Origin of the sequence: Sphingomonas sp. HDW15A, from assembly GCF_011301715.1 — a bacterium.
Taxonomy (GTDB): domain Bacteria; phylum Pseudomonadota; class Alphaproteobacteria; order Sphingomonadales; family Sphingomonadaceae; genus Sphingomicrobium.
Map to the genome: position 1 here is coordinate 486,054 of NZ_CP049870.1, position 24,098 is coordinate 510,151.

30 protein-coding genes, 1 tRNA gene and 1 pseudogene are annotated in these 24,098 nt (G+C 63.3%); 12 read left to right on the top strand and 20 right to left on the bottom strand.

Translation table 11 applies throughout. From position 1 onward, the window contains the following. The first annotated feature begins 363 nt into the window (after window positions 1–363). Together G7076_RS02580 and G7076_RS02585 are read left to right on the top strand one after the other, a co-directional pair. A complete protein-coding gene (locus tag G7076_RS02580; protein WP_166200166.1) occupies window positions 364–684 on the top strand; it encodes a hypothetical protein in 321 nt (106 codons plus the stop codon). A gap of 102 nt (window positions 685–786) precedes the next feature. After that, window positions 787–863, top strand: a tRNA-Arg gene (locus G7076_RS02585). A 14-nt stretch (window positions 864–877) separates the two neighbouring features. On the opposite strand, the gene G7076_RS02590 is transcribed toward G7076_RS02585, so the two are convergent. Further along, complete coding sequence (locus G7076_RS02590; RefSeq protein ID WP_166200168.1) at window positions 878–1,402, bottom strand: hypothetical protein; 525 nt, start codon at window positions 1,400–1,402, stop codon at window positions 878–880. 182 nt (window positions 1,403–1,584) lie between these two features. Between G7076_RS02590 and G7076_RS02595 the strand changes: the two genes are divergently transcribed. From G7076_RS02595 to G7076_RS02605, 3 genes are all read left to right on the top strand, one after another. Further along, window positions 1,585–2,136 carry a DUF4136 domain-containing protein gene (locus G7076_RS02595; protein WP_166200170.1) on the top strand — a complete coding sequence of 184 codons (552 nt, stop codon included), beginning with the start codon at window positions 1,585–1,587 and terminating at the stop codon, window positions 2,134–2,136. Between the two features lie 244 nt (window positions 2,137–2,380). Continuing rightward, window positions 2,381–2,587 (top strand): cold-shock protein, encoded by a 207-nt coding sequence (locus G7076_RS02600; protein ID WP_166200172.1) that lies wholly within the window; start codon window positions 2,381–2,383, stop codon window positions 2,585–2,587. A gap of 258 nt (window positions 2,588–2,845) precedes the next feature. Further along, a complete protein-coding gene (locus tag G7076_RS02605; RefSeq protein ID WP_166200174.1) occupies window positions 2,846–3,613 on the top strand; it encodes an inositol monophosphatase family protein in 768 nt (255 codons plus the stop codon). Here G7076_RS02605 and hisIE read toward each other — a convergent pair. The 10 genes from hisIE to G7076_RS02650 form a co-directional block, all read right to left on the bottom strand. Next, a complete protein-coding gene (hisIE, locus tag G7076_RS02610; protein ID WP_166200176.1) occupies window positions 3,580–4,197 on the bottom strand; it encodes a bifunctional phosphoribosyl-AMP cyclohydrolase/phosphoribosyl-ATP diphosphatase HisIE in 618 nt (205 codons plus the stop codon). The genes G7076_RS02605 and hisIE overlap by 34 nt on opposite strands. Beyond that, entirely contained in the window at window positions 4,194–4,961 is a 768-nt protein-coding gene (hisF, locus tag G7076_RS02615) for an imidazole glycerol phosphate synthase subunit HisF (RefSeq protein WP_166200178.1), read from the bottom strand. Before hisF ends, hisIE begins: the two co-directional genes overlap by 4 nt. Next, complete coding sequence (locus G7076_RS12200; RefSeq protein ID WP_206367562.1) at window positions 4,948–5,403, bottom strand: HisA/HisF-related TIM barrel protein; 456 nt, start codon at window positions 5,401–5,403, stop codon at window positions 4,948–4,950. Before G7076_RS12200 ends, hisF begins: the two co-directional genes overlap by 14 nt. Further along, window positions 5,403–5,675, bottom strand: coding sequence for a HisA/HisF-related TIM barrel protein (locus G7076_RS12205; RefSeq protein ID WP_206367563.1), 273 nt, complete (start codon window positions 5,673–5,675; stop codon window positions 5,403–5,405). The genes G7076_RS12200 and G7076_RS12205 overlap by 1 nt, the downstream gene beginning before the upstream one ends. After that, the gene (hisH, locus tag G7076_RS02625; RefSeq protein ID WP_166200180.1) at window positions 5,672–6,262 is read right to left on the bottom strand and encodes an imidazole glycerol phosphate synthase subunit HisH; all 591 of its coding nucleotides are present in this window, start codon (window positions 6,260–6,262) and stop codon (window positions 5,672–5,674) included. Before hisH ends, G7076_RS12205 begins: the two co-directional genes overlap by 4 nt. Beyond that, window positions 6,259–7,881 (bottom strand): histidinol-phosphate transaminase, encoded by a 1,623-nt coding sequence (hisC, locus tag G7076_RS02630; protein ID WP_166200182.1) that lies wholly within the window; start codon window positions 7,879–7,881, stop codon window positions 6,259–6,261. The genes hisH and hisC overlap by 4 nt, the downstream gene beginning before the upstream one ends. Continuing rightward, complete coding sequence (gene hisD, locus G7076_RS02635; protein ID WP_166203293.1) at window positions 7,878–9,128, bottom strand: histidinol dehydrogenase; 1,251 nt, start codon at window positions 9,126–9,128, stop codon at window positions 7,878–7,880. Before hisD ends, hisC begins: the two co-directional genes overlap by 4 nt. 10 nt (window positions 9,129–9,138) lie before the next feature. Continuing rightward, window positions 9,139–10,032, bottom strand: a complete 894-nt coding sequence (hisG, locus tag G7076_RS02640) for an ATP phosphoribosyltransferase (protein WP_166200184.1) — start codon at window positions 10,030–10,032, stop codon at window positions 9,139–9,141. Then, a complete protein-coding gene (locus G7076_RS02645; RefSeq protein ID WP_166200186.1) occupies window positions 10,029–10,331 on the bottom strand; it encodes a YerC/YecD family TrpR-related protein in 303 nt (100 codons plus the stop codon). Before G7076_RS02645 ends, hisG begins: the two co-directional genes overlap by 4 nt. Window positions 10,332–10,671: 340 nt before the next feature. Beyond that, window positions 10,672–10,869: a hypothetical protein gene (locus G7076_RS02650; protein WP_166200188.1), complete on the bottom strand. Its 198-nt coding sequence runs from the start codon at window positions 10,867–10,869 to the stop codon at window positions 10,672–10,674. Window positions 10,870–10,963: 94 nt separating this feature from the next. Between G7076_RS02650 and G7076_RS02655 the strand changes: the two genes are divergently transcribed. From G7076_RS02655 to G7076_RS02670, 4 genes are all read left to right on the top strand, one after another. Further along, window positions 10,964–11,230 carry a hypothetical protein gene (locus G7076_RS02655; protein WP_166200190.1) on the top strand — a complete coding sequence of 89 codons (267 nt, stop codon included), beginning with the start codon at window positions 10,964–10,966 and terminating at the stop codon, window positions 11,228–11,230. A 95-nt stretch (window positions 11,231–11,325) separates the two neighbouring features. Next, window positions 11,326–11,493 (top strand): hypothetical protein, encoded by a 168-nt coding sequence (locus G7076_RS02660; protein WP_166200192.1) that lies wholly within the window; start codon window positions 11,326–11,328, stop codon window positions 11,491–11,493. A gap of 209 nt (window positions 11,494–11,702) precedes the next feature. Continuing rightward, window positions 11,703–12,140, top strand: coding sequence for a DUF6766 family protein (locus tag G7076_RS02665; RefSeq protein WP_166200194.1), 438 nt, complete (start codon window positions 11,703–11,705; stop codon window positions 12,138–12,140). Between the two features lie 126 nt (window positions 12,141–12,266). After that, window positions 12,267–12,422, top strand: a complete 156-nt coding sequence (locus G7076_RS02670) for a hypothetical protein (RefSeq protein ID WP_166200196.1) — start codon at window positions 12,267–12,269, stop codon at window positions 12,420–12,422. 73 nt (window positions 12,423–12,495) lie between these two features. Here G7076_RS02670 and G7076_RS02675 read toward each other — a convergent pair whose 3' ends face one another. From G7076_RS02675 to G7076_RS02690, 5 genes and pseudogenes are all read right to left on the bottom strand, one after another. Beyond that, window positions 12,496–13,281 carry a Crp/Fnr family transcriptional regulator gene (locus tag G7076_RS02675; protein ID WP_166200198.1) on the bottom strand — a complete coding sequence of 262 codons (786 nt, stop codon included), beginning with the start codon at window positions 13,279–13,281 and terminating at the stop codon, window positions 12,496–12,498. Between the two features lie 153 nt (window positions 13,282–13,434). After that, window positions 13,435–14,094, bottom strand: a complete 660-nt coding sequence (locus G7076_RS12325) for an MFS transporter (protein ID WP_240913843.1) — start codon at window positions 14,092–14,094, stop codon at window positions 13,435–13,437. A 53-nt stretch (window positions 14,095–14,147) separates the two neighbouring features. Further along, window positions 14,148–14,981: pseudogene (locus tag G7076_RS12330) on the bottom strand (DHA2 family efflux MFS transporter permease subunit); the annotation flags it as partial. Between the two features lie 7 nt (window positions 14,982–14,988). Further along, entirely contained in the window at window positions 14,989–16,035 is a 1,047-nt protein-coding gene (locus tag G7076_RS02685) for an HlyD family secretion protein (RefSeq protein ID WP_166200200.1), read from the bottom strand. Next, complete coding sequence (locus tag G7076_RS02690; protein ID WP_166200202.1) at window positions 16,032–16,472, bottom strand: MarR family transcriptional regulator; 441 nt, start codon at window positions 16,470–16,472, stop codon at window positions 16,032–16,034. Before G7076_RS02690 ends, G7076_RS02685 begins: the two co-directional genes overlap by 4 nt. Window positions 16,473–16,599: 127 nt before the next feature. Between G7076_RS02690 and G7076_RS02695 the strand changes: the two genes are divergently transcribed. Then, window positions 16,600–17,031 (top strand): hypothetical protein, encoded by a 432-nt coding sequence (locus tag G7076_RS02695; RefSeq protein WP_166199292.1) that lies wholly within the window; start codon window positions 16,600–16,602, stop codon window positions 17,029–17,031. Window positions 17,032–17,109: 78 nt separating this feature from the next. On the opposite strand, the gene G7076_RS02700 is transcribed toward G7076_RS02695, so the two are convergent. After that, window positions 17,110–18,174 carry an acyltransferase gene (locus tag G7076_RS02700; RefSeq protein WP_166200204.1) on the bottom strand — a complete coding sequence of 355 codons (1,065 nt, stop codon included), beginning with the start codon at window positions 18,172–18,174 and terminating at the stop codon, window positions 17,110–17,112. Between the two features lie 226 nt (window positions 18,175–18,400). Here G7076_RS02700 and G7076_RS02705 point away from each other — a divergent pair, with 226 nt between their 5' ends. Further along, on the top strand, window positions 18,401–18,766 hold the full coding sequence (locus G7076_RS02705) for an OmpA family protein (protein ID WP_166200206.1): 366 nt from the start codon (window positions 18,401–18,403) through the stop codon (window positions 18,764–18,766). Here G7076_RS02705 and G7076_RS02710 read toward each other — a convergent pair. The 3 genes from G7076_RS02710 to thpR form a co-directional block, all read right to left on the bottom strand. Continuing rightward, on the bottom strand, window positions 18,763–19,536 hold the full coding sequence (locus G7076_RS02710) for a dienelactone hydrolase family protein (protein WP_166200208.1): 774 nt from the start codon (window positions 19,534–19,536) through the stop codon (window positions 18,763–18,765). The genes G7076_RS02705 and G7076_RS02710 overlap by 4 nt on opposite strands. A gap of 49 nt (window positions 19,537–19,585) precedes the next feature. Beyond that, window positions 19,586–22,567, bottom strand: coding sequence for an excinuclease ABC subunit UvrA (gene uvrA, locus G7076_RS02715; RefSeq protein WP_166200210.1), 2,982 nt, complete (start codon window positions 22,565–22,567; stop codon window positions 19,586–19,588). A gap of 93 nt (window positions 22,568–22,660) precedes the next feature. Continuing rightward, window positions 22,661–23,188, bottom strand: coding sequence for an RNA 2',3'-cyclic phosphodiesterase (gene thpR, locus G7076_RS02720; RefSeq protein ID WP_166200212.1), 528 nt, complete (start codon window positions 23,186–23,188; stop codon window positions 22,661–22,663). Between the two features lie 126 nt (window positions 23,189–23,314). Between thpR and G7076_RS02725 the strand changes: the two genes are divergently transcribed. Next, entirely contained in the window at window positions 23,315–24,058 is a 744-nt protein-coding gene (locus G7076_RS02725) for a Bax inhibitor-1/YccA family protein (RefSeq protein ID WP_166200214.1), read from the top strand. The last annotated feature ends 40 nt before the right edge of the window (window positions 24,059–24,098 follow it).

Consider the following 24,098-nt stretch of genomic DNA (forward strand, 5'->3'; position numbering starts at 1 on the left):
CATTGCCAAAAGCAGGCCCATCGAAGACGCTGTGACTGGCCCCCGCGTTTCGCAAGGTTGGGACGAAGGCCGGCCAACTTCACCTGTTCCAATCCGCGTGCTGGCGAAGCATCTAGAAAGCCTTGGTCGAATGGAAAGATGCACGTTGGAGCAGAACGTCTGGCCGCCGCGCAGCAAGCCTCGCGAGAAGGGTCGCACGAGAGAGCGGTAAGACCCTAGGCCGGACCGATTGCGCTGAGGGGGTGACTCAGCGGCTTGGGACTGTGGCGGCCCGCGAGCGGATGGCGGTACAGGGTAATTGCCGATGGCAACGCGCCGCTGACCCCCGTTACGGAAGTCGGAGACTTCGGGTGGAGGGCGACGATGACGGCCGGATTTGTTAAAGCGATCCCATTATTTGCGATGCTGGCAGCATGCGAGACGACGCCGCCATCCGCCGCACCCACCAGGGTGCAGACCCTCCACCTCATTTGTGCCAAGACGATCGCTCTTGACATCAACTTCGACAGCGAGACGGCCGTTGTAAAAAGCGGTTCAGGGCAGCTAGTAATGCTTAAGCGCGATCATTCCTCGGCGGCCCCACGCTTCGCCGGCTCGGGCTATGCCCTGATGCTCCAAGACGGCATTTATATTCTCACCGCTCCGGACGGTGCGGCCCGGGACTGCGAACCTCTGGGCGAGTAATGGACGGGTCGTCCGCTGTCGGCTTACAATGTGATCAAGTCCAAAGGCGCGAGCTTTGGGTGGTGGCTGACATTGGCAATTGGTTCGTATAGCGGAAGCGAACCGCTCCTAGCTCAACCGGATAGAGCGTCGGGCTTCGAACCCGAAGGTTGGGGGTTCGAATCCCTCGGAGCGGGCCAGAAATCGTCCAAGATTATTGGCGTGGGATAGAGAGGCGCGGGTAATCCTTGCTGCTTTTCCAGCTGGAAAACCGCTGGTGCGCCGGAATATCGTTGCCCCCCTGCGGTAGAGCTTCCATGCGTTCGGCCAGCCACTGTAGCCATTCGAAGAGCATCGGCCATCCGCCTTGCCTTTCTTCTTCGATATAGCGGCGAAACTTTCTCCAGCAGAGCAATGTCGGGCCGCGATAGAATTCGGCGTACATCTCGATAGGAACGTGACCGCGAGCGACGATCGGGCCGAGACTTTCGAACAAGGCAAGGGTTGCGAGGGTTCCCCTGAACTTCTCGCCAAGGCGCTGGCGCAACTCCGCGCCTGTCAAATTCTCCGGCAGGCCGTGGATGAGCAGCATGGTCTCGGCGCTGTCGGGAGTCTGAAGAGGAGCGAGCAGTTGCAAACCAGCCTGCACTTCACGCTGATGGCTGAGCTGCCGGAGCTGGGCGAGGCCGAAAGCCACGCCAATCACCACCGCCAGGGTCTGGATCAGCTGGAGTGCCAACTCAAAAGTCATGCCGCTCTCCCCAGCCACCTGCTTAGCGGGGCTGCGGCCGTCCGCAATGGCCCTGGGGACGTGGCGGCCAAATCGAGGCGAGCAATTCTGCTGCCCAACATCAGGGCTTGTACGTATAGTGGCATGCTACAGGATGGATCATCATCGCCACAGTTGTGAGGGAGAAGGCCATGCGCGCATTTCCCCTGGTTGCCGCGTTAATGCTGACGGCTTGTCAGTCGGTCGGCGTCCAGACGGATTTCGACCCGTCCGTCAATTTCGCGTCCTACCGGACCTATCAATGGCTGCCGAGCGAAGCGCCGCGGGGCATGAACCCGCTGATGTTCCGGCGGATCCAGGATTCCATTGACCGCTCGCTCGCCGCGCGTGGCTATACGCAGGCGCCCAACGGCGACTTCGCGATCACCTTCACGGTCGACGAGCGCGACCGCCTTCATGCCGACGACTGGGGTTATGGCTGGGGCGGCTGGGGCTGGGGGGGCTGGAGCGGATGGGGAGGCTATGGCTGGGGAGGCTGGGGCTGGGGGCATCCCGCGCTCGACGTCTACACGACCGTCCAGCGGAGCATCGTCATCGACATCTACGACGGAAAGACTCGCCAGCCGGCATGGCACGGCGTGGTCAAGCGCGAAAGCTATTCCGAGCGGCTTAATTACGGGCGGCTCGACCAGGCTGTGGATACGGTCCTGTCGAAATTCCCGCCCGTCGCCGAGGGTCGCTGAGCCGAGATTCGCGACTGCGGAAATGACTGGATAGAATTGAGGCGCCTGTGTCTTGCGCGCACGCACGAAATAAGTGCCGATATGCAAGATGCCGGCCGTTGAAATTCGGAGCATCATGCCCATATCGCTAGGGCTACCAGTCGAAATCGACGGTTTTGGGCGCTAAGCCGCACCTTCCTCCATCTTTTACGTCTCCTAGCGGCTACGCGCTGCTCTTGGCGCGTGCCAACAAAGGAAACTCACCATGAAATATTTTGGAACCGTCAAGTCATTCGATCCCGAAACGGGCCACGGTGAGATCAAGCAGGAAGCGGGCGGCGACATGTTGCGCTTCGACCGGAGCGCCTTCTCGTGGGCCAAGGACATCGTCCCGACAGTCGGCCAGCGCCTGTCGTATGACAAGGGCACAAGCAATCAGCAGCCAGCAGCGCTGAATCTCCAGACGATCTGATCAGGGGAGAGCGGGGGCGTTCGCGTCTCCGCTCAGCATCCCGAAAGTAGCGGGGGGATATCGCAATGATCGAAACCAGCTGGCTGATGAAGTTCCTGCCGCTGTTTCTGACAGCGGTCACGGTTGGAGCGGCGCTGGCGATCGCATTAACCTGACCAAACAGGATCCACCTAGCTCAACGGCGCGTCGGGGTCATTCGCCCTGTCGGCGTGACATGTCATTTTACAGACGTGCCCTGCTGCGCTTTAACGCGGCGCCATGACGGATCACGCCGAACTCACGAATATATTTGCCGACTTGTCGAGGCTAGCCCGCCAGAGCGTTCAGGCGGTCAGTGCAAGAGTGACCTTCGAGGACAAAGGGGCGGGTTCGTTCGACCCGGTCACCGCGCTGGACCGCGACATCGAGAAGCTGATGCGCGACTACCTGCTCGCGAAACATCCCGACCATGGCGTGTGGGGCGAAGAGTTTGGCTGGTCGAACGAAGGATCACCAATCCACTGGAGCATCGACCCGATCGATGGAACGCGCGCGTTTATCTGCGGCCTGCCGAGCTGGTGCGTGCTGGTCGGCTATTTGCGCGAGGGACGGCATCAGGCGGGGATGATCGACTGCCCCTCCCTCGGCGAGTTGCTGGTCGCGGTCGGCGGAACGACGCTTCGCAACGGTGAGCCTGTCGTGGCTAGCAATTGCATGTCGCTCGCGACAGCCCGGCTGGCGACGACTGATCCCTGCCTCTTCGACAAAGACGAGGCGGCGTCGTTCTCCGCCGTGCGCCAGCGGACTTTGGTCACGCGCTATGGCCTGGACGCGCTCGCCTACGCGCGGGTTGCGACCGGCGATCTCGACCTCGTCATCGAAAACAAGCTGCAGCGGCACGACCTCGACGCGCTCGTCCCGGTCGTCCGCGGCGCCGGCGGTCATGTCGGTGACTGGAGTGGGGGCGAGGACTGGGACGTGGGGCGGATTGTCGCAGCCGCCAGCCGAGCCCTTTACGACGAGGCGGTAGCCGTCCTCTCGCGGTGACGGCGCTCGAGTTCCTCGCTCACCTCGCGCCAGTCGATCCCGCGTTCCGAGAGGAGAAGCGTCAGGTGGAATGCGAGATCGGCCGCTTCGCTGACAAGCTCGTCGCGGTCCCCGCTCACTGCTGCAAGGGCGACCTCGACACCTTCCTCGCCGACCTTCTGCGCGATTCGACTCCGCCCTTCGGCTGCCAGACGCGAGGTATAGCTTTCGCTTGAGCCTGCGGCGGCGCGCGCCCGCACCACCCGTTCGAGCCCGCCGGGGAAGAAGGGCGGAGAGGAGCCGAAGCAACTGGGCGCGCCGGTGTGGCAGGTCGGTCCCTCGGGATCGGCGCGGATTAGCAGGGCATCATTATCGCAGTCGGCGGCGACGGAGCGCAGGCGCAGGCGGTTGCCGCTGGTCTCGCCCTTCACCCATAGACGGCTCTTCGAGCGGCTAAGGAAGGTGACGAAGCCCGCTTCGATGGTCGCCTTCAGTGCGGCGCGATCCATATAGCCGAGCATTCGCACCATGCCTTCCGCATCCTGGACGATAGCCGGAAGCAGGCCATCGCTCTTGCTCCAGTCGAGGCTGTCGAGATCGATCACCGGCGCACCTCCAGTCCTTCCATTTCAAGGGCCGTCTTGAGAGCAGGAATGGCGATCCGGCCATCGTGGAAGACGGATGCGGCGAGCGCACCGCTGGCGCCGGCGCGGAACGCATCGACGAAGTGCTCGGGCTTTCCGGCGCCGCCGGAGATGACAATTGGCACGTCGACCGCGGCCGCCAGCGCCCGAAGCTGGTCGAGGTCGTAACCCTCGCGCACCCCGTCGCGGTCCATGCAGTTAAGCACTATTTCTCCTGCGCCCAGCGCGACTGCCTCTCTGGCCCAGTCGAGCGTTTCGCGGCCGCTGTCGCGTGTCGCCTCCGGCCGGCCAGTGAATTGCTTGACGCGAAGGCGGCCGTCCGTGCCGCGAAAGCTGTCGATACCCAGAACCACACATTGGCGGCCGAATGCGCCGGCGAGTTCGGCGATGAGCCTCGGACGACGCAGGGCAGGAGAGTTGATGCTGACCTTGTCGGCGCCGGCACCAAGCACTTCGCGGGCATCGTCGACGCTGGAGATTCCGCCTGCAACGCTGAAGGGAATGTCGAGAACCGTGGCGATCCGCCCGACCCAACGCACGTCGAGTCGGCGGCCGTCGGCGCTCGCAGTGATGTCGTAAAACACCAATTCATCGGCGCCGGAATCGCGGTAGCGAGCGGCAAACTCGACCACGTCGCCGACATCGCGGTGGTCGCGAAAGCGGACTCCCTTCACGACCCGGCCGTCGGCAACATCGAGGCAGGGGATGATCCTAACAGTCGGCATGGATCACGCCTTCTGCCACGGTAAAGCGACCTTCCCAGATGGCCTTGCCGACGATTGCGCGGGCAGCGCCGCAAGCGCGCAGAGCGTCAAGATCGGCAAGACCGGCGACTCCGCCCGAAGCCTGCAGTTCGATCGCGGGATATCGCGAGGCTATGACCTGCATCAGCGCGAGGTTCGGGCCGGTCATCATTCCGTCGCGGGCAATGTCGGTGACGAGCAGGTGGCGGACCGCCGGGAAGCGGGCGAGGACGGAATCGAGCGTCTTGCCACTGTCAGTGGCCCAGCCGTGCGCCGCGACGCGCGGCGTTCCGTCGTCGAGCCGGACATCGAGCGCCAGCACCAGCCGGTCGGCGCCGAAGCGGTCGAGGAGCGCATCGAAGGTGTCGGGATCGTCGAGCGCGAGGCTGCCGAGAACGACCCGGGCGACTCCGGAATCGAGCATCAGCGCGACCTGGGCCGCATTGCGGAACCCCCAGCGACTTGGACGGCCAGTGGAGCGCTTGCAGCGAGCGTTCGGAACAGGTCGTGCTGGCGTGGCTCTCGGGCCCGGGCGCCGTCAAGATCGACCACATGCGCCTCGCTTGCGCCGCCTTCCGCGAAACGGATGAGCGCGGCCATGGGATCGGAGTCGTAAGTCGTCGCGCGGGCGAAATCGCCCTGCGCGAGGCGCACGCAGCGGCCGCCGGCGAGATCGATTGCGGGGAGGAGAATCATGCCGCGAGGAACGCCTTGAGGAAGTTCGCACCCGCTTGCGACGAACGTTCGGGGTGGAATTGTGCGCCCCAGCGCGAACCGTCGCGAAGTGCGGCCGGAAAGCTGCGCTGCCCATGGCGCGCGCGCGCGGCGGTTGCCGGACCGTCGGCACAAACGAAGCCGTGCGCGAAATAGAGCTGGTCGCCGTTGGCAAGGCCGAGACCGGGCGCGACATCGCGCAGCGCGCACCAACCCATGTTGGGAACGGGCACACCGGGCGCGGAGGCGAGCGCGGAGACCGTGCCGGGCAGAAGGCCGAGAAGCGCAGTGCCGCCATCTTCCTCGCTGCGCTCGAAGAGCAATTGCATGCCGAGGCAGATGCCGAGCGTCGGCCTCGTCCGCTCGGCAACGACCCAGTCGAGGCCGGTCTCGCGAAGGCGGGACATGGCGCTTGCGGCCGCACCCACTCCGGGCAGGACGAGGCGATCGGCCTCCTCCGCCTCGCGCGTAGAATGGGTCAGCACGGGAGTGGCACCGAGCCGCTCGAACGCGCGTGCGACAGAGCGCGTGTTGCCGTAGCCGAGGTCGAGGATGGCGAGGGCGGTCACAGCACGCCCTTGGTCGAGGGCAGGCCGTTGCCGGCGGCGGCGACGGCCTGGCGGAGCGCGCGGCCGAAGGCCTTGAATGCGGCCTCGACCTTGTGATGATCGTTGTCGCCGGCAACGCGGACGTGAATCGCCGCGCCCATGGAATCCGCTAGGCTGCGGAAAACGTGTGGCACCATCTGCGTGGGAAGATCGCCGACGCGCTCGGACAGGAACGCGCCCTCGAAGCGCGCGAACGGGCGGCCGGAAAGATCAATCAGCACCTGGCCTTCGGCCTCGTCCATCGGCAATGCGAACCCAAAGCGGCCGATGCCGCGCTTATCGCCGAGCGCCTGGCGGATGCCGGTGCCGAGCGCGATTGCGACATCCTCGACGCTGTGGTGGGCATCGACATGCGTGTCGCCCTCGCACTGCAGGTTGAGCGCGAAGCCGCCGTGCGCGGCGACCTGGTCGATCATGTGATCGTAGAAGGCGATTCCGGTGGAGATCGTGCGCGGCCCGTCTCGGTCGAGGTCGAGGCTGAGGGCGAGGCGAGTTTCGCGCGTGTCGCGGACCAGGTCGGAGCGGCGTGCGGGCGCCGCATCGGCGACTCCGAAGACGGCGAGTAGCGCGGCATTCTCCCGTGCCGTTCCGACAGTGACCCGGACTCCGCCTGGCGCGGCATTGGGGCGAAAGCGCACCCGCACTCCGGCGGCCGCAAGCCGGCGGGCGAGGGCGGCGGGATCTTCGACTTGGAGGAACAGGAAATTGCCCCCAGCGCGGACGGTTGCGATTTCGCAAACATCGTCCAGAACTCCGGCGAGCCGTTGCCGCTCTGACAGGATTTCGCCGATCCGCTGCTTGTGGATCGGCATTCGCTCCGGTCCGAGCGCCGCAAGCGCGGCTGCGATGCTTGGCGCGGGCAGCGGATAGGGTGGCGACACGCGCGAGAGTAGACCGATAAGCTCCGGCGAACCGATAGCGCAGCCGATGCGCGCTCCGGCGATGCCAAAAGCCTTGGAAAGGGTGCGCAGGATAACGAGATTGCCGCCGGCCTCGCAGGCAAGGCCTTGGCCGTCTTCGAACTCCATATAGGCTTCGTCTGCGACGACGATCGTGTCGGGAAGCTCGCGCGCAATGCGGCGGACGTCGTCAGCATCGACGCAGGTTCCGGTCGGGTTGTTGGGGGTGCAAAGAAACACGAGCTTGGGCTTCGCCGGGGTCATCTGTGCAAGGACGGCTTCGGCGTCGAAGCGGAAGTCTTCGCCCAACCGGGCGCTGACCACGCCTGCCCCCTGAACGCGGGCGAACTGGGCGTAGGCCGAGAAGGTCGGCTCAACTATCCCTATCGAATCCTCGCCGGCTTCGCAGAAGGTGCGAATCAACAGGTCGATCGCATCGTCGCTGCCGCGCGTGACCCACAGGCGGTCGGGAGCGACACCGTACAGGTCGCTCATTCGGTTGCGAAGCGCGGCGGGCTGCGGTTCCGGATAACGGTTGATCTCCGGCTGCCCGTCGACCAACGCGGCATAGGGGCTTTCGTTAGCGTCGAGCCGGATCGTCCCCGCAAGCGGTGCGCCGGCGATGTCGACAGGTGGCAAGTCGCGGACCGCGGCCCGGGCGAGGCGGAGTGCGATGCTCACGCCGTCGCCCTCGCTTCGGCGGCGCGAGCGTGCGCCTCGAGGCCCTCGAGTCTTGCGAGTGCTGCGGCCGGGCCAGCTAGCTCGGCGGCAGTGCGCTGCGTGATGCGCTGGACGGTCATTGCCTTCATGAACGTCATGGTCGCCACTCCGCCGGTGAAGCGGGCGGCGCCGTCGGTCGGCAAGACGTGGCTCGACCCGGCGAGATAATCACCGAAGCTCTCGGCGGCGCAGCGGCCAACGAACACAGCGCCGGCATTGCGTACGTCGCCCACCCGTGCCGCCGCTTCCTCACAGGCGAGCGAAAGATGTTCAGGGGCATAAGAATTGGCGATGGCAATCGCCTCGTCGAGGTCGCCGCAGCGGATCGCCCGCATGGGCGCGAAGTCGCCATTGAGCGCTTGCGCTTGCTTCTCGACCGCGCCCGCGACCGCCTCGATCAGTGCGGGGTCGGGAGTCACCAGTATCACCTGCGCCTCGCGATCGTGCTCGGCCTGGCTAAGCAAGTCGGACGCGATAGTCGCTGCATCGCCGGCCGCACCCGAAACGATCAACAACTCGCTCGGGCCGGCCGGAAGGTCGATACCCGGGCCGCCGCTGTCGGAAGCGACCATCGCCTTGGCTGCCGAGACCCAGGCATTGCCCGGTCCGCAAATCCGGTTGACCGCAGGGATTTCGCCTGCGCCAAATGCCATCGCGGCGATCGCCTGAGCTCCGCCAAGCGACCAGATGGAGTCGATCCCGCAAATGTCGGCGACAAGGGCGATGGCCGGATCGAGCCCACCGTCCGGGCGCGGCGGGGTCGTGACCACCAGCTTTTCGACCCCGGCGACCCGTGCCGGTATTGCCAGCATCATCAGCGTCGAGAACAACGGCGCCCGCCCGCCCGGGACATAGAGCCCGGCGCGGTCGAGCGGCCGCCAGACTTTCGACACGCTCAATCCCGGAGTGGTAAGCACTTCCACCGCATCGGGCCGTGTGCGGCGATGGAACGTTTCAATGTGCCTTGCTGCGAGCCGCATCGCGTCCTGTGCCTCGGACGGCAAAATGGTGCGTGCCTGCGAAGCGAACGGGGCGACGTCGAGCATGACCGGCGGCGCTCCGTCGATCTCGGTGGCAATGCGGACCAGGGCATCCCAGCCGCCATCGCGAACGTCGTCGAGCGTTCGTCGGACGCCGGCGAGGATGGCCGCGTCGGCGCGCCCCCCGGCCTGGCAAGCGCGGCCTTGCGGATCGCCATGTCGCTCCAGTCGAACCGGATCACAGCATCATCTTTTCGATTGGCATGACGAGGATCGCCGATGCGCCGGCGCCTTTGAGGCGCTCGAGAGTCTCCCAGAACACGGATTCCTGGCACACGGCCTGGACCGCGACATGGCCCGGCCGACCGACCAGGGGCACGACGGTCGGCGCCTCGGCCCCGGGAAGGATTGCGCTGATGGCGCCCAATGCATCTTCCGGCGCATTGAGGACGATATATTTGCTTTCCTGAGTGGCGATGACGCCGTCGATACGCTGCATGAGGGCGTCGGCCTTTTCGAGATGCGCGGCGTCGAGTGGCTTCAGCGAGCGTACCAGGACGGCCTCGCTCTCGAACACGTCGGCGACTGCAGCCAGGCCGTTGGCATCCAAAGTCGCGCCTGTGGACACGAGGTCGCAGATGAAGCGCGCGATGCCGAGGCGAGGCGCAAGCTCGACGGCGCCGCGCATGGTGACGATTTCGGCGCGGATGCCGTTGGATTCGAGGAAGCGGCGCAGGAGATTGGGATAGCTGGTGGCGATTCGCTGACCCTCCAGCATCTTGAGCTGGAAGAAGGTCAGGACGTCGGGCGCCGCGATCTTGAGGCTGCAACGGCCGAAGCCGAGGCGGGCCACTTCCTTGATGCGCCGCTCCGGCTGGCCGAGCGCATATTCCTCAAGCACGTTCTGGCCAACAATCCCGAGCTCGCAAACGCCGTCGGCGACGAACGTCGGGATGTCGTCGTCGCGGACCAGCATGAGGTCGAGCGGGAAATTGTCGGCGCGGGCCGAGAGGGACGACTTGCCGCCGCGCGACAGGCGAATGCCCGCGCCGCGTAGCAGCGCGAGCGAATCTTCGCTCAATCGCCCGGACTTCTGGATCGCGAGGTGGAGGCGATTGCGGTCGGGGCTCATGCTGCGCCCCGAAGCCGGTCGAGGACGCGGCGGTAACCGCCATTGACTTCCTGCTTGAGGAAGCGGGCGACGCGAACCACCGTTGTCGTGCTGACCCCGGTCGCGTCGTGAATCTCGCGATAGGTCATCGCCCCCTGATCGAGCAGTCGAGCGACATACCAGCGCTCAGCCAATGCGTGGATCTCGGCAGGCGTGCAGAGGTCGGCAAGGAAGGCGCGGGCTTCCTCGGCGGTGTCGATCGCGGCGATCGCGACCGCAAGATCGTCGGCGAGGGCCGTGCGTGCATCGCTGAGCGACAATTTCAACTCCCGATCTTGTTACAGCGTAGTGTTACAGTGAAACGGGCAGTTAGAGACGATCGGCCGGTGATTCAACCCCCGCTCGAAATTTCGCGGGCCCAGGCGAAGGTGCATTGCCGGCGTGATGCGCCACTCACATTTGTGAGATTATTTTTCGGATTAGGACTCGGGACTAGTGCTGGAGAACAAGAGCTTTCGCTTCTTGAAATGCGCCGAGCGGGCGCATCGGAGGCAATGCCGGACGTGCATCGCATTCTTGCCAACATATGGGGACGTTGCCAGAAAGTACCGGCCAAAGCTGACGGTCGCCTGGCCGGCCGGTCGTCGACTATACTGCCCTTTAGCGGGGCCGATGTGACAGGGTCTTCAAACGCCGTTGGCCACGCGCCTTTACCGCGCCTTCAAGCAGATTGTCGGCGGTTTGCTCGGCGGCTTCGGGAGTCACGCGGACATCGACAGCGTCAGGTCCCTCGAGGAAGACTTCCCCGTCCTCGGCCGTGACGTGGGTCGCCTCGTCGTATAGTTTGTCGCGCGTCATAAGCTCAAAGCGAAGCAGACGAAGGAAAGGTTCCGCGCAATCGCCGGGCTGAACGCCAGGGAGCGGTCTTGCGTCAGTGCAACGAGTTGGCCGCGTGGTCGTTTTCGACCTCATGAGCAACCACGAATCCGAAAATGAGAGCAAACTTCCCGAAACTCCGGGGAGTTTGCCGCAAGAGCCCGTCGAGGCGCGGCCGAACGTCGGCCAGGTCAGTCCCGACAATTATCCCGAACCCGCGAACGCCGTCGATGTCGCTGGCTCTGGACGTGGGGAAGGACCGGGCGAGTCCAGTCAGAATTATGCTCCGGGCGGGACGTCAGTGGGCGCCGCAAAGACGGACGAAGTGGCTTCTGAGGATTGAACCTGGCTTCCGGACCATCGGCTTACATTTGTTAGCGACTCCCGCGGGAACCCGCCAAAGGTTCCCGGCTTTTCTTCGGAAAAGGAGAAATAATCATGCCCCGCGAACTCATCGATACCGGCACCGACAAGCGCTACGTGCGCCGCGACAAAGAAGGCCTCTTCAAGGAAAGCGATGACGTTGGCCGCAGCCTGGCTCAGGACCAGAAGCGCGATGCCAAGACGACGTCGAAAAAGGGCGATGGCGACAAGGGCGACCGCTGATGATCCCATGGTCTCGACCCCACCGGCATCGCAATCCCTGGATGGAAGAAGAAGTGGAATACCTTTGCGCTGCGTTGCGTCCCGAAACTCCTATCTCTGAAATTGCGCGTCAGCTCGGGCGCACCTGCGAGGCCGTCTCCAGCATGGCGCGCAACGTGACCGATAATTGAATCAAGCCGGCGTCGGGTCGTCCGGAGAAGGAGGAGACGATGGTCTTCAAGAAATACGCCTATGCGTGGCTCACGGTCGCTTTCTTTGCTGTCTCCCTTTTCCTGCACTGGTATTTCGGGTGGCGAAGCTACGTTGACGAAGCGATCGCGCACGGCCAGGCGCCGCAGCAGGCGGAATATCTCAATGAGATGATGCGGGACACGTTCGAGAACTGGCAGTCGGAGTTCCTCCAGCTCCTGTGGCAAGTGGTTGGCCTAGCCTATTTTCTTTACGTCGGGTCGCCGAGTTCGAAAGAGAATGACGACCGGCTGGAAGCCAAGGTCGATGCGCTGCTGATCATGAAAGGGCACAAGGGCCAAGAAATCATGGAGAAGCTCGACCGGCACTATCTGCGGGTCCAAGGGCATGCCGAGCCGCACGGACATTCCGAGCTTGAAGACATTCTCGGCACACTCCGAGAGAAGGGTCGACGCTAACGCGGCTCACGACGGGTGCCGGGTCAAAAAGCATCACGTTCGTCATGCTTCCTTGTCGGTACGCAAAATCGGCCCGGGCCGTCGGCCAGCGAACCTCCCGGAGGCAAGAGCGGATCGGCGCCGGTGGTGAAGTTTGGCGAGATGGAGATGACGAAGCGACGTTTCCGGATCTTCGGCGACGAGCGCTTTTTCAAGCTCATGCTCGGCGCGGCGGCGATGGAATTCGGTTTCAGTGGGACGCGGACGAAACACGGTGTCTCCTTCTTAATGGCTGCGGGGTGATGCCTTCATTTCTGGCATTCAACGGCGCGTCGCGCAGACTCGTTTCCGTCGACTCACAAAGGTTACACTGCTTCTAGTTCGCGAGCGCCACCTGGGGATGGCAAGACCAGCCCGTCATCGCCTCCTCGTCAAGCTTCAGATAGCCGGGATGGAAATCGCCGGCCTTAACCAGGCCCTTCCAATCGAGAATCCGGTGAATCGAGCGATCGATCGTGTCAATCAGCCCTTCACTGCGCAGGAGCTGGAGCGTGCGGTTGACGTGCACCGGGGTGAGCCCGAGGATGTCGGCGAGGGCGAACTGTGTGACGCCATAAGGAATTCGCGAGCCGTCCGCCGGGGTCCTGCGATGCGCGCGATAGGCGAGCTCACAGAGAAAATGCGCTGTCCGGCAGCGGGCATTGCGCTGGCCCAGGTTCATCACCCATTCCATCAGGATGGCGGCGTCCAGAACGCTTTGCCGCCAGAAGGCGAATGCGATTTTGGGATAGCGAGCCGCAATGTCGCGAAGCGCCGGGTGCGGCACATGGAGCACGGTCGTCGCAACGAGCGACTGAAGTGCCGCCGCGGTTTCGGGAACCGGGACGCTGTGCAGGTCGACCATGTCGCCCGGGATGTAGATGGAGACGACCTGCCGGCGGCCGCTTCTGTCCTGTTTGAAGGCGCCGACCATTCCGGAAAAGACGAAGGTGCTGCAGTCGACGGGCTGGCCTTCGCGGAGAAAGTCGCGATTGGCCTCGATCTGCATGGGCGTGAAAGGAAGTGCAAGAATCGCATCGCGTTCCTCGCCGGTGAAGGTGCAGCCGCGCTCCAGCTTCTGGAGGAATGGAAGCAGTGCCGGCGATTGTCTGGCAGACATCATCAAACTCTCCGACAGCACAAGCGGCACCGCTTTTCTTCAAGCCGCTGTGCCCTGCAGCCCGCGCGAACCGGCGGCAACAAAAGCAAATGTTTTTGGCTGGAGCTTGTTCCGCATCCGTCCCGAGCCGGAGTGCGGGCAAAGACGGCCGCGCGGTCAGTCAACCGGGAGCGGAGGTCTTGATGAACCCGGTCGGCGCCCGCGCTTCATCAGCAGCAGGAGCGGCAAGACCGCGAGACAGACAATCATCATCAATTTGAAATCGTCGAGGTAGGCAATGAAGATCGCTTGACGAGTCACTTCGGCGTTGATGATCGAAAGGGCCACCGGGCCTTGCGGGGCGATGGTCTGTAGCAAGGTCGGGTCGGCGGTCGGGATGGTGTTGGCCGTCACGTGGCTGGCGATATCGGCATGCGCGACCTGGCTCATCCGGACGAGTTGGGCGCTGACCACCGAAATGCCGACCGAGCCGCCGATGTTGCGCGACAGGTTGAGCAGCGAGGCGGCGGTGGTGCGCATTTTCGGTGCAAGGGTCTCGAACGCCAGGCTCTGCAGCGGCACGAAGATGAGACCGAGGCCGAGGCCCTGGACGACCCCGCTGACGATGACTGGCCTGGACGGCTGGTCGAGCGCGAAGCCGGTCATCATCCACAGCGACAGCGCCATCAAGGCGATTCCGATGCCGACGAGCAGTCGGCTGTCGATGCGGCCGACGAGGCGCCCGGCGAGCAGCATCGAGACCAACGTGCCGATGCCGCGCGGAGCGGTGAGGAAACCCGACTGGAGGACCGAATAGCCGTAGAGGTTCTGAAGCAATGGGGGAGCAGCGCGAGGCCCGCGAGGAGAAGCACACCGGTGACGGCCATGAACACCAGGCCGGTCGAGAAATTGCGGTCGGCGAACATGCTTCGGTCGAACAGGGGGTTCCTGGCGGTGATGATGTGGACGACGAACATCCAGCCGGCGGCAAGGGCTAGCCCAAGCTCGACGATGATCTCCCAGCTTTCGAACCAGTCCTTCTGCTCGCCGCGATCGAGGAACATCTGCAATGCGCCAAGCGCGATGGCGAGAAGTGCAAACCCGAACAGGTCGAACTTGCGGCGGTGGATCGCGGCGCGAGGCATGAAGCGCAGAAGCATGACCGTACAGATTACGCCGACCGGAAGGTTGACGAGGAACACCCAGCGCCAGTGATAATTGTCGGTCAGCCAGCCGCCGAGGACCGGGCCGAGGATCGGGCCGATCATCACCCCGCCGCCGAACAGGGCCATCGCCTGCCCGTGCTTCTCGCGCGGGTAGATATCGAACAGGGTCGCCTGAGCGAGCGGAACGATGAAGGCGCCGCTGACGCCTTGGAGCGCGCGGAAGAAAACCATTTCCGTCAGTGAAACAGCGGAGGCGCAAAGCACCGAGGTGACGGTGAATCCGACGACCGAGATGAGCAGAAGCCGTTTGCGCTCGATGCGGTCGGCAAGCCAGCCGCTGATTGGAAGCGCAATGGCTGAGGCGACGATGTAGCTGGTCAGCACCCAGTTGATGCTTTCCTGGGTAGCACTGAGGCTGGCCTGCATGTGCGGCAAGGCGACGTTTGCGATGGTCGTGTCGAGCACCTGCAGGAGGACGGCCATCATCACGCCGATGGTGACGACGATCCGCTCCGCAGGCGGAAGCGGGTGGCTGGCCTGCTCTGCTGCGCTTGCCATCGTTGCCCTAGTCGCGGAGCGAGACGGTCGCGGTTGCCGACAGGCCGGCGATCAGCGGCTTCTTCGGATTGCCATCGATGGCGATCCGGACCGGTACGCGCTGGCTGACCTTGACCCAGTTGCCGTTGGCATTCTGCGCCGGAAGGATCGCAAATTCGCTTCCGGTGCCGGCGCCGACGCTTTCGACGTGGCCCGTGAAATCGACACCCGGATAGGCGTCAATCTCGATCCGCACCTTCTGTCCCGGTGCGATCTTGCCGACGTCCTTCTCTTTGAAGTTGGCCTCGACCCACGCGTCCTTGCCATGGACGAGCGAAAGCATGCCGAGTCCCTGGGCGGCCATCTGCCCGATCTGGAGGCGGTCGGCATTGGCGACGACACCATCCATCGGCGCGCGGACGACCGTCCGGCTGAGATCGAGCCGGGCCTTGTCGACGGCGGCCTGCGCCTGGGCGATCGACGGCTGTTCGCCGGGCGCGATCGCGGCATTGGCATTGGCCGCGCGGGCGCGCGCATCGGCAAGCGCGGTTTCGGCGACCCGCACCTCGGCCAAAGCGTCCTCATAATCGGCGCGCGTGGTGAAGCCGCGCTTCAGCAGGGCCTGCTGCCGGGCGAGCGCGTTTCGCTTGATTTCGAGCTCTGCAGCGGAACCGCTGATGTCGGCGCCGGTGCCCGCGGCCTGAGTGCGAAGCTGGCTGGTCTGCAGGCGGGCCGCGGCTAGCTGGGCCTCGGCCTGTTCCAGAGCGACCTGAAACGGTGCCGGATCAATCCGGAACAGCACGTCACCGCGCCGGACCTGGTCGCCGTTTTTCACGTCCACCCCACTGATCGGGCCGTTCACGAGCGCGCTGACGGAGACGATGTCTTGCTTCACGGCGGCATTGTCGGTCTCGACGGTCGCGCCGCTGGTGATCCACCAATAAAGGCCGATGCCGATGAGGATGAGCGGGATAGACAGCATCGCTACCCAGCGCTTCGTCTTTTTCGAATCGCGACGACGCTTCGCAGGCTTGGCCGCGGTCATGTCTTCGGTGATGGTCTGGGGCTTATTCATGCGCTGATCCTGCCCGGCTGACTTGGGGCGCTAAGATTGTCGCGGACCTGCGCGAGCGCGGCGCGAACCGTATCGAGCTGGTCCCGCGGGATGCCGGCGAAGGCTTCCTCGGTCATGGCCTCGCCAAGCCGCCGCAACTTCGCGACGAGCGGCGTCGCCCCCTCGGTAACGTAAAGGCGCCAGGCGCGGCGATCTGCGGGGTCGGCGCGGCGCTCGACCAGATTGGCGTCGGCGAGCCGGTCGACGATACGGGACAGAGTGATCGGCTCGACATCCAGCATGTCGGCAAGCTCGACCTGGCGCAGGCCGGGCATTCGGCTGAGACGGAACAGCACTTTCCACTGCGCGCGTGTGACGCTGAGCGCGGCGGCGCGACGATCAAAGGCGCGGCGAAGTGCGTGCGCGGTCTCGGCAATTTCAAAAGGCAGGGATTCCATAACCCTACTTATAATAAGCCTGCTTACTAATTCAAGTCCGTGCTCGGAACTTACGTAGTTGTGCGGATTGTGAGGCAGGGACGCCGATCCTACTTCCCGGTGCAGCAGGGGTTGAAAGGAGCGGTCAATGACACGGCTTCTCGCCACGTTCGTCGGGTTTACCGGCCTCTTGTCGGCTATGCCGGCGCTGGCCGACCCATACGACCATTATTATCATGATGACGATCGCGACGACGAAGCGGTTGCTGGAGCAGTGATCGGCGGCGTGCTCGGCGCGGTGACCGGCTATGTCGCCGGACATAATGGTGGATATGGCTATGGGTATCGCGGCTACGGCTACGCCTATCCGCGCTACGGTTACGGCTATGCGGTTCCCTATGGCTATGCGGTGCCCGCTTACCCCTACCCGCCGCCTCCCCCATACAACTATGGCGTGCCCTACGGCTATTATGGAGGGCCGGTGGTCGCTTACGGTCGGCCCTACGGCTACTATGGCGGCTATCGCGGCTACGGATACGCCAGGCCCTATGGGCACCGTCATTACCGCCGCTATCGATAAGCACGAACGGTATCGGTAAAATGTCTGGGTACCGTGACGCTCAGCCCTTCGTCCTGGGCGTGCTCGAGCGCGGGATCGTCAGGAAGACTGTTGTGGCGACCCCTGCGTAGGCGATGGCGCCGGATCGACGAGATAAGGCTTGCGGAAGCGCAAGACCGGCTGCTCGACAAGCTTCCAGCTGATGCTGCCAATGACCATCATGAAGCCGAAAAAAAGGATCGCCCAGGGCAGCGCGAGAATCAATGTCGGGATCGGCATGACGTATTGATCGACCAGTCGGGCAGCGGCTCCGACGAAGAAGAAATGAAGGAGATAGATCGAGTAGCTGTATTTTCCGGCCTGCTCGAGGACCCAGGTCCAGCGACCATGGAGCGGATGCCGGTCGTACCACGCGATCATGGTCGCAATCGTCGCTGCCTCGATTGTGGGGAGGATGATCCAGATATAGCGATGCGGGAAATCGTAATAGCCGCCGGACCCGTCAAACCAGGCGTAGAAAAGCCAGAGGACGGCAAGAGCGACCAGGGCCATCGCTCCGGTGACTCGCTCGCGGAGGTAAAAGGCCATCATGCCGAGTGCGAACTGGTCGAACCGGCCAATGATGGTCTGATAGGCAAGACCCTGGACCTCCCAGCCACGGGCAACGATGAACAACCGGAAAAGCAGGAAGAGGGTGACCAGGCCAAGGGCGATCACTGGTTTGCGGCGGAAGGGAAGAAGCAAGGGGAGGAGCAGATAGAAATGCACCTCGGTGGTAATAGACCATCCGCCATTGGGGAGATGCGGCAGCAGCAGGCCGAAGGCGACGTCCTGAAGATACGACATCTTGTCGTGGACGAGGAAGCCGATGTACAAAAGCACCAGCGACAAAAGCGGCAAGAGCCGGATCGCGCGGTTCCAGATGAATGGCCCGAAGCGGATATCCCGCTCGCCAATGAGCTTCGCGAACAGGTAGCCGCTGAGCGTCATGAACACGGCGACACCAAGATGCCCCTCATCGAGCGGTCCGAGCCATGGTGCCTGGTGGAAGGGGACGGGATAGCCGTCGTAGCGGTGGGAGAAGTGCCAGACGACGACCAGAAAGGCCGCAATACCACGGACGTGGTCGAGTCCGGCAAAGTATGCACCGCCACTTGAACGCATCGACGTGGACTAACGGGCAGGGGAGGCGCCAGCAAGCCGCCGTCAGCGCCGCCGCACTTTCGTTTCGTTTGGGCGAAAGCGAGTGATTGGAGCGCTGCAATTCGCGATCCCCGATTATCCGAGCGATGGCACGGTCAATGCCATCCTCGCCGGCGCTGCGTTCTCACGGACTGATTGCAGCTTAAGCCTGCTTGCTCGTTGCGGCCTTGCTGCCTAAGCCAGCCACATGTTGCTTGCCATGCTGATGCTCCAATTGGCTGCGCCCGAGGGCGTGACGATGGTCTTTTTCGACTGGGGGAAGACCGAAATCAGCCGCGACAGCGAGGCCACACTTGAGAAAGTGGTGCAGGATTACAGGGCGAACCGGGCACCGCTATTGCTGACAGGGCATAGCGACCGCTCGGGGCCCTCGGGAGCCAATCTTCAATCTTCGCGACAGCGCGCACAAATCGTCGCGGATTATCTGGCGAGCAAGGGGGTACCGCGCTCGGCAATGACCATCGAAGGGCGCGGGGAAGAGGCGCCGATCATCGCCACAGAGGATGGCGTCCGCGAAGTCCAAAATAGAAGGGTCGAAATTCGCCGCCGCTAGGGCGCGGGACTCATGAAAAAGGCGATCGCCTTGTCGCGGATTGCGGCCGGGACCTCATGACGGCCGGGGAAGGCTTCGAACTCCACGGTCATGCCGCGCCCGCGAAGCCGCGCTGCAATTCCGCGGGCATTTGTGAACGGCAATACCTCGTCCTTTTCGCCGTGGCTGATGAACACCCGCTGCCTCTTGTCATATTTCTTGGTGAATGAATGGCCTGGCGAGAATGCCATCACGTAGGTGAACAGCTGGGGGTTAGCGGTGCCGACGCTCAGCGCGTAGCTCGCACCGTCCGAGAAGCCAGCGATTCCGACATGCCGCGTGTCGATTGCGACTTTGCTGAACAGGTCCGCCAAAGCAGTGTCGAGCGCTTGCAGATCCTTGCCGTAGCGAGGCTGGACATTCATCTCCGCGCCCAAGCGGGATTTCAAGTCCTCCACCATGTCCCAAGTGCCCTTGATCGAGCGCGGGATGACTAGGACGATACCGTTAGCATCGGCATGAGCGCGGAATGATTCCAAGACGTTCGCTGGCTCCCCGCCAGCGCCGTGAAGGACGACGAGCAGCGGGCGGGGCTTTGCGGGCCCTGCGGGCAAGTAAGCGTAGACGCCCCCGGCAAGCGTGATGACTCCGTTGCGCGTTTCGGGAACGGCCGGGGCCGCGGTCGGAAGTGGTGTTTCGAGCTGACCGGAGCGGGTTGCCGCTGCGGCCGGGCTCGTGAGCGCAAGGAGTAGAAATGCCTGAACCAGGCGGGCAAGTGAGCGACGAAACATAAGCGATTATTCTGGCAAGCCCGCGAAAAATGGCAACGCCTTTCGTGACTTACTTCGCAGCTATCAGGTCCGGTTCCTCAACTGTGGCTTTCGACTTGCGCGCACGTTTGGGTTTTACCGGCGCAAGCGAGACGCTCGCGCGCGGGGCCTTGGCCAGCGTATCCTTGAGGTACTGGCCGGTGAAGCTGCGTGGGTTCGCCGCGACGGCTTCAGGCGTTCCTTCGGCGACGATCTCGCCGCCGTTCACGCCGCCACCCGGACCGAGGTCGAGAATCCAGTCGGCGGTTTTAATAACGTCAAGATTGTGCTCGATCACCACTACCGTATTGCCTTGCTCGACGAGCGCGTGGAGGACTTCGAGCAACTTGCGCACGTCCTCGAAATGGAGGCCGGTGGTGGGCTCGTCGAGAATGTAGAGAGTCTGGCCGGTTGCGCGCCGCGAGAGTTCTTTTGACAGCTTGACGCGCTGCGCCTCGCCGCCGCTGAGCGTCGTGGCCTGCTGGCCGACCTTGATGTAGCCAAGACCAACTTCTGCAAGCATCGCCATCTTGTCGCGAATGCCAGGCACGGCCTTGAAGAACTCGACCGCGTCCTCGACGGTCATGTCGAGAACGTCGGCGATGCTCTTCCCCTTGAACTTCACCTCGAGCGTCTCGCGGTTGTAGCGCTGGCCGTGGCAGACATCGCAAGTGACGTAGACGTCGGGCAGGAAGTGCATCTCGATCTTGAGAACGCCATCGCCCTGGCACGCCTCGCAGCGGCCGCCCTTGACGTTGAAACTGAAGCGGCCGGGTTTGTAGCCGCGGGCCTGGCTTTCGGGGAGGCCGGCAAACCAGTCGCGGATATTGGTGAAGGCGCCGGTGTAAGTTGCCGGATTGGAGCGCGGGGTGCGGCCGATGGGCGACTGATCGATGTCGATGACCTTGTCGAGATGCTCGAGACCCGAGATTTTGTCGTGCTTGCCGGCGAGTATCCGGGCGCCATTCAACTGCCGCGCCGCCGAAGCGTAGAGCGTGTCGATGGTGAAGCTCGACTTCCCAGAGCCCGAAACGCCGGTGATGCAGGTGAACGTGCCAAGCGGAATGGACGCCGTGACGTTCTGAAGGTTGTTCTCTCGCGCGCCGTGAACGGTCAGTTTCTTGCCCGAGCCCTTGCGTCGTTCGGGCCGCATCGGGATTGCGCGACGGCCGGACAGGTAATCGGCAGTCAGGCTGGATTCGCAGGCAAGCAAGTCGTCCAGCGTTCCTGCACAGACCACTTCGCCGCCATGGACCCCGGCCCCCGGCCCCATATCAATGACGTGGTCGGCGGTGCGGATTGCGTCCTCGTCATGCTCAACAACCAAAACGGTGTTGCCGAGAGATTTCAGGCGCTGAAGCGTCTCGAGAAGCCGGTCGTTGTCCTTCTGGTGAAGGCCAATCGACGGTTCGTCCAGGACGTAGAGCACGCCCGAAAGGCCCGAACCGATCTGCGAAGCGAGCCGGATGCGCTGGGATTCGCCGCCAGACAGGGTGCCACTGGTGCGATCGAGGTTGAGATAATCGAGCCCGACATTGTGGAGAAAGCCAAGGCGCTCGTTGATTTCCTTGAGGATGGCGCGGGCGATCTCGCGTTGCTGCGGCGTGAGCTTGCCTTCAAGCGACGAAAACCACTCGAGCGCATCGGCGACGGAACGGCGGGCCGACTGCGAGATATCCTCACCGGCGATTTTGACTGCAAGGGGTTCGGGCCTTAGGCGCGCGCCGTGGCACACCTCGCAGGCGTGGGCTGCCTGATACTTTGACAGCTCTTCGCGCATCCACGCGCTTTCGGTAGCGAGCATCCTGCGTTCGAGGTTTCCGAGCACGCCTTCGAACGGCTTCTTGACCTCGTAGCTCTTGCGGCCATCGACGAACCGCAGTGCGACGGGCCGTCCCTTGGTGCCGCGAAGCACGACCTGCCGCGCTTCATCGGACAAGTCCTTCCACTTGGTGTCGAGCGAGAAGTCATAGGCCCGAGCGAGGCTGCCCAGCACCTGCATGTAATAGGGCGAGGGCGGGTTGCTCTTCGCCCACGGCACGACAGCGCCCTTGCCGATCGAGATGTCGTGGTTGGGTACGACGAGGTCTTCGTCAAAGACCAGCTTTTCGCCGAGCCCATCACACGCGGGGCATGCACCCTGCGGTGCGTTGAAGGAGAATAGCCGTGGCTCAATCTCGGCAATGGTAAAGCCCGACACCGGGCAAGCGAACTTCTGTGAAAAGACGATGCGCCCCGGCACACCATAGTCGAGTTTCATGCCGGACTGGGCGGCCTGATCCGCTTCCGAAGGCGGATCCGCCGGATCGAGATAGGCTAGCCCTTCGGCTAGCTTGAGCGCAGTTTCGAAGCTGTCGGCAAGGCGGCTTTCGATGCCTTCGCGAACGACGATCCGGTCGACGACGATTTCGATGTCATGCTTGTATTTCTTGTCGAGCGCAGGCGCGTCTTCGATCGCATGGAACTCGCCGTCGATGCGGACCCGGGTGAAACCGGCCTTTTGCCATTCGGCCAGCTCCTTGCGATATTCGCCCTTACGACCGCGCACGACCGGCGCGAGCAGGTAATGACGGGAGCCCTCGGGGAGCGCCATCGTCCTGTCGACCATCTGGCTGACCTGCTGCGCCTCGATGGGCAGCCCGGTCGCCGGCGAGTAGGGTATTCCGACGCGCGCCCACAGCAAGCGCATGTAATCATAGATTTCGGTGACCGTGGCGACGGTCGATCGCGGGTTGCGGCTGGTTGTCTTCTGCTCGATCGAAATTGCCGGCGACAGGCCGTCGATATGCTCGACGTCCGGTTTCTGCATCATCTCGAGGAATTGCCGGGCATAGGCCGAGAGCGATTCCACGTAGCGTCGCTGCCCCTCCGCATAGATCGTATCGAAGGCGAGACTCGATTTGCCCGAACCGCTGAGGCCAGTGATGACCGTAAGGCTCTCGCGCGGAATCTCGACGTCGATGCCCTTGAGATTGTGCTCGCGTGCGCCTCTGACGGATATATGGGTCAGCATCGGTGAATATGTTCCAGCTTTGTTCTTGGTTTACGCGAGGGACCTGTCCGGGTCAACGCGGAGCCTCTGGATATGGGTTCCGCCTAGGCGGATTCAAACCAAGGCAAAGGTTGCAACCGGCTCATAATGGGCACCGCTCTGGCCGAGGCGGCTTTCGTAGAGGATGAAATCGGTGGCGGTGAAAGGTTCGGACCGTAGTCCGGCATGTTCGTTGAGCCAGCTGTCCAGCTGGGGCTTGCCTCCGTTCCAGCGCGCCAAGGTGATGTGAGGGTGGTAGGCACGCCGTTCGGGCTCAAGACCCGCCGACTGGCAAGCGCGTTCGACCTTGCTCGCGAGAGCGTGCAGGGGGTCCTTAGGCCTCACCCCGGCCCACAATGCTCCTCGCCGGCCACGGTCGAATCGACCTACGCCTTGAATGGCCAGGTCGAACTTAGGGAAAACTATAGTAGACAGCGCGGCAGCGAGATCGTTGGCGAGCGGACGCTCAACCTCGCCGACGAAACGTAATGTGAGGTGAAGCTGATCGTCGTCCTGCCACCTTAAATCGACACCTTCCATCGTATCGATCAACAGGTCGCGGACATGTCCGGGTGGGCGAAGGGCGACGAACAGCCGGTGCATCGGATTTCTTTCTCTTGGATGAACGCCGCGGTGCATGTCCGGTTTCGCTTGAACATGCGTCGAACATTTCCGATATTACGCCCATTCGGGGATGTGTCGTCGAGGCCCCCCAGAAGAGGAGAGAAAATGCAGAACCAGTTTGACCCCCGCACGAGGACGTCCGGCTTCGGGCCGGCGGTGACTGTCGGCGTGCCGACCGCCACCCGCGACGCGGGGCTGCGGTCCTACATGCTCAAAGTCTACAATTACATGGCGTCGGGCGTGCTGCTTACCGGCATTGTCGCGATGCTTTTCGCCAACAGCGGAATGGCAGCCCAGGTTTTCCAGGGTGGCGGGCTGCTGCCGTGGGTGATCATCCTCTCGCCGCTTGCGATCGTCTTCGCGATGAGCTTCGGCCAGAACCGCTTCAGCGCGGCAACGCTCCAGATGATGTTCTGGGCATTCGCCACCCTGATGGGCCTGTCGATGTCGACCATATTCCTGGTCTACACCGGCACATCCATCGCGCAGACCTTCTTCGCGGTGACTGCGGCATTCCTTGGCCTGTCGCTCTACGGCTATACGACGAAGCGCGACCTAAGCGGCTTCGGCACGTTCCTGATCATGGGCGTCATCGGCCTGCTGGTCGCCATGCTGCTGAACGCGTTCGTGTTCAAGTCCGGCGCCATGGCAATGGCAATCAGCGCAATCGGCGTCCTGATTTTCGCCGGCCTGACTGCCTACGATACGCAGCGGATCAAGAGCATCTACTACTATGTCCAAGATAGCGAGATGCTTGGGAAAACCGCCATTCTCGGCGCGCTGAGCCTATACCTGGACTTCATCAACATGTTCCAGTTCCTGCTCAGCTTCATGGGCAATCGCCAATAGCCTTGCAGGCTGCGAGTGAAAGAACGAAGGGCCGGCGGAG

Coding starts and splice junctions, on each gene's coding strand:
- G7076_RS02580 (WP_166200166.1), top strand. CDS start 364: ATGACGGCCGGATTTGTTAAAGCGATCCCATTATTTGCGATGCTGGCA.
- G7076_RS02595 (WP_166200170.1), top strand. CDS start 1,585: ATGCGCGCATTTCCCCTGGTTGCCGCGTTAATGCTGACGGCTTGTCAG.
- G7076_RS02600 (WP_166200172.1), top strand. CDS start 2,381: ATGAAATATTTTGGAACCGTCAAGTCATTCGATCCCGAAACGGGCCAC.
- G7076_RS02605 (WP_166200174.1), top strand. CDS start 2,846: ATGACGGATCACGCCGAACTCACGAATATATTTGCCGACTTGTCGAGG.
- hisF (WP_166200178.1), bottom strand. CDS start 4,961: ATGCCGACTGTTAGGATCATCCCCTGCCTCGATGTTGCCGACGGCCGG.
- G7076_RS12200 (WP_206367562.1), bottom strand. CDS start 5,403: ATGCTCGATTCCGGAGTCGCCCGGGTCGTTCTCGGCAGCCTCGCGCTC.
- G7076_RS12205 (WP_206367563.1), bottom strand. CDS start 5,675: ATGATTCTCCTCCCCGCAATCGATCTCGCCGGCGGCCGCTGCGTGCGC.
- hisG (WP_166200184.1), bottom strand. CDS start 10,032: ATGAGCCCCGACCGCAATCGCCTCCACCTCGCGATCCAGAAGTCCGGG.
- G7076_RS02650 (WP_166200188.1), bottom strand. CDS start 10,869: ATGACGCGCGACAAACTATACGACGAGGCGACCCACGTCACGGCCGAG.
- G7076_RS02660 (WP_166200192.1), top strand. CDS start 11,326: ATGCCCCGCGAACTCATCGATACCGGCACCGACAAGCGCTACGTGCGC.
- G7076_RS02665 (WP_166200194.1), top strand. CDS start 11,703: ATGGTCTTCAAGAAATACGCCTATGCGTGGCTCACGGTCGCTTTCTTT.
- G7076_RS02675 (WP_166200198.1), bottom strand. CDS start 13,281: ATGATGTCTGCCAGACAATCGCCGGCACTGCTTCCATTCCTCCAGAAG.
- G7076_RS02685 (WP_166200200.1), bottom strand. CDS start 16,035: ATGAATAAGCCCCAGACCATCACCGAAGACATGACCGCGGCCAAGCCT.
- G7076_RS02690 (WP_166200202.1), bottom strand. CDS start 16,472: ATGGAATCCCTGCCTTTTGAAATTGCCGAGACCGCGCACGCACTTCGC.
- G7076_RS02695 (WP_166199292.1), top strand. CDS start 16,600: ATGACACGGCTTCTCGCCACGTTCGTCGGGTTTACCGGCCTCTTGTCG.
- G7076_RS02700 (WP_166200204.1), bottom strand. CDS start 18,174: ATGCGTTCAAGTGGCGGTGCATACTTTGCCGGACTCGACCACGTCCGT.
- G7076_RS02705 (WP_166200206.1), top strand. CDS start 18,401: ATGTTGCTTGCCATGCTGATGCTCCAATTGGCTGCGCCCGAGGGCGTG.
- G7076_RS02710 (WP_166200208.1), bottom strand. CDS start 19,536: ATGTTTCGTCGCTCACTTGCCCGCCTGGTTCAGGCATTTCTACTCCTT.
- uvrA (WP_166200210.1), bottom strand. CDS start 22,567: ATGCTGACCCATATATCCGTCAGAGGCGCACGCGAGCACAATCTCAAG.
- thpR (WP_166200212.1), bottom strand. CDS start 23,188: ATGCACCGGCTGTTCGTCGCCCTTCGCCCACCCGGACATGTCCGCGAC.
- G7076_RS02725 (WP_166200214.1), top strand. CDS start 23,315: ATGCAGAACCAGTTTGACCCCCGCACGAGGACGTCCGGCTTCGGGCCG.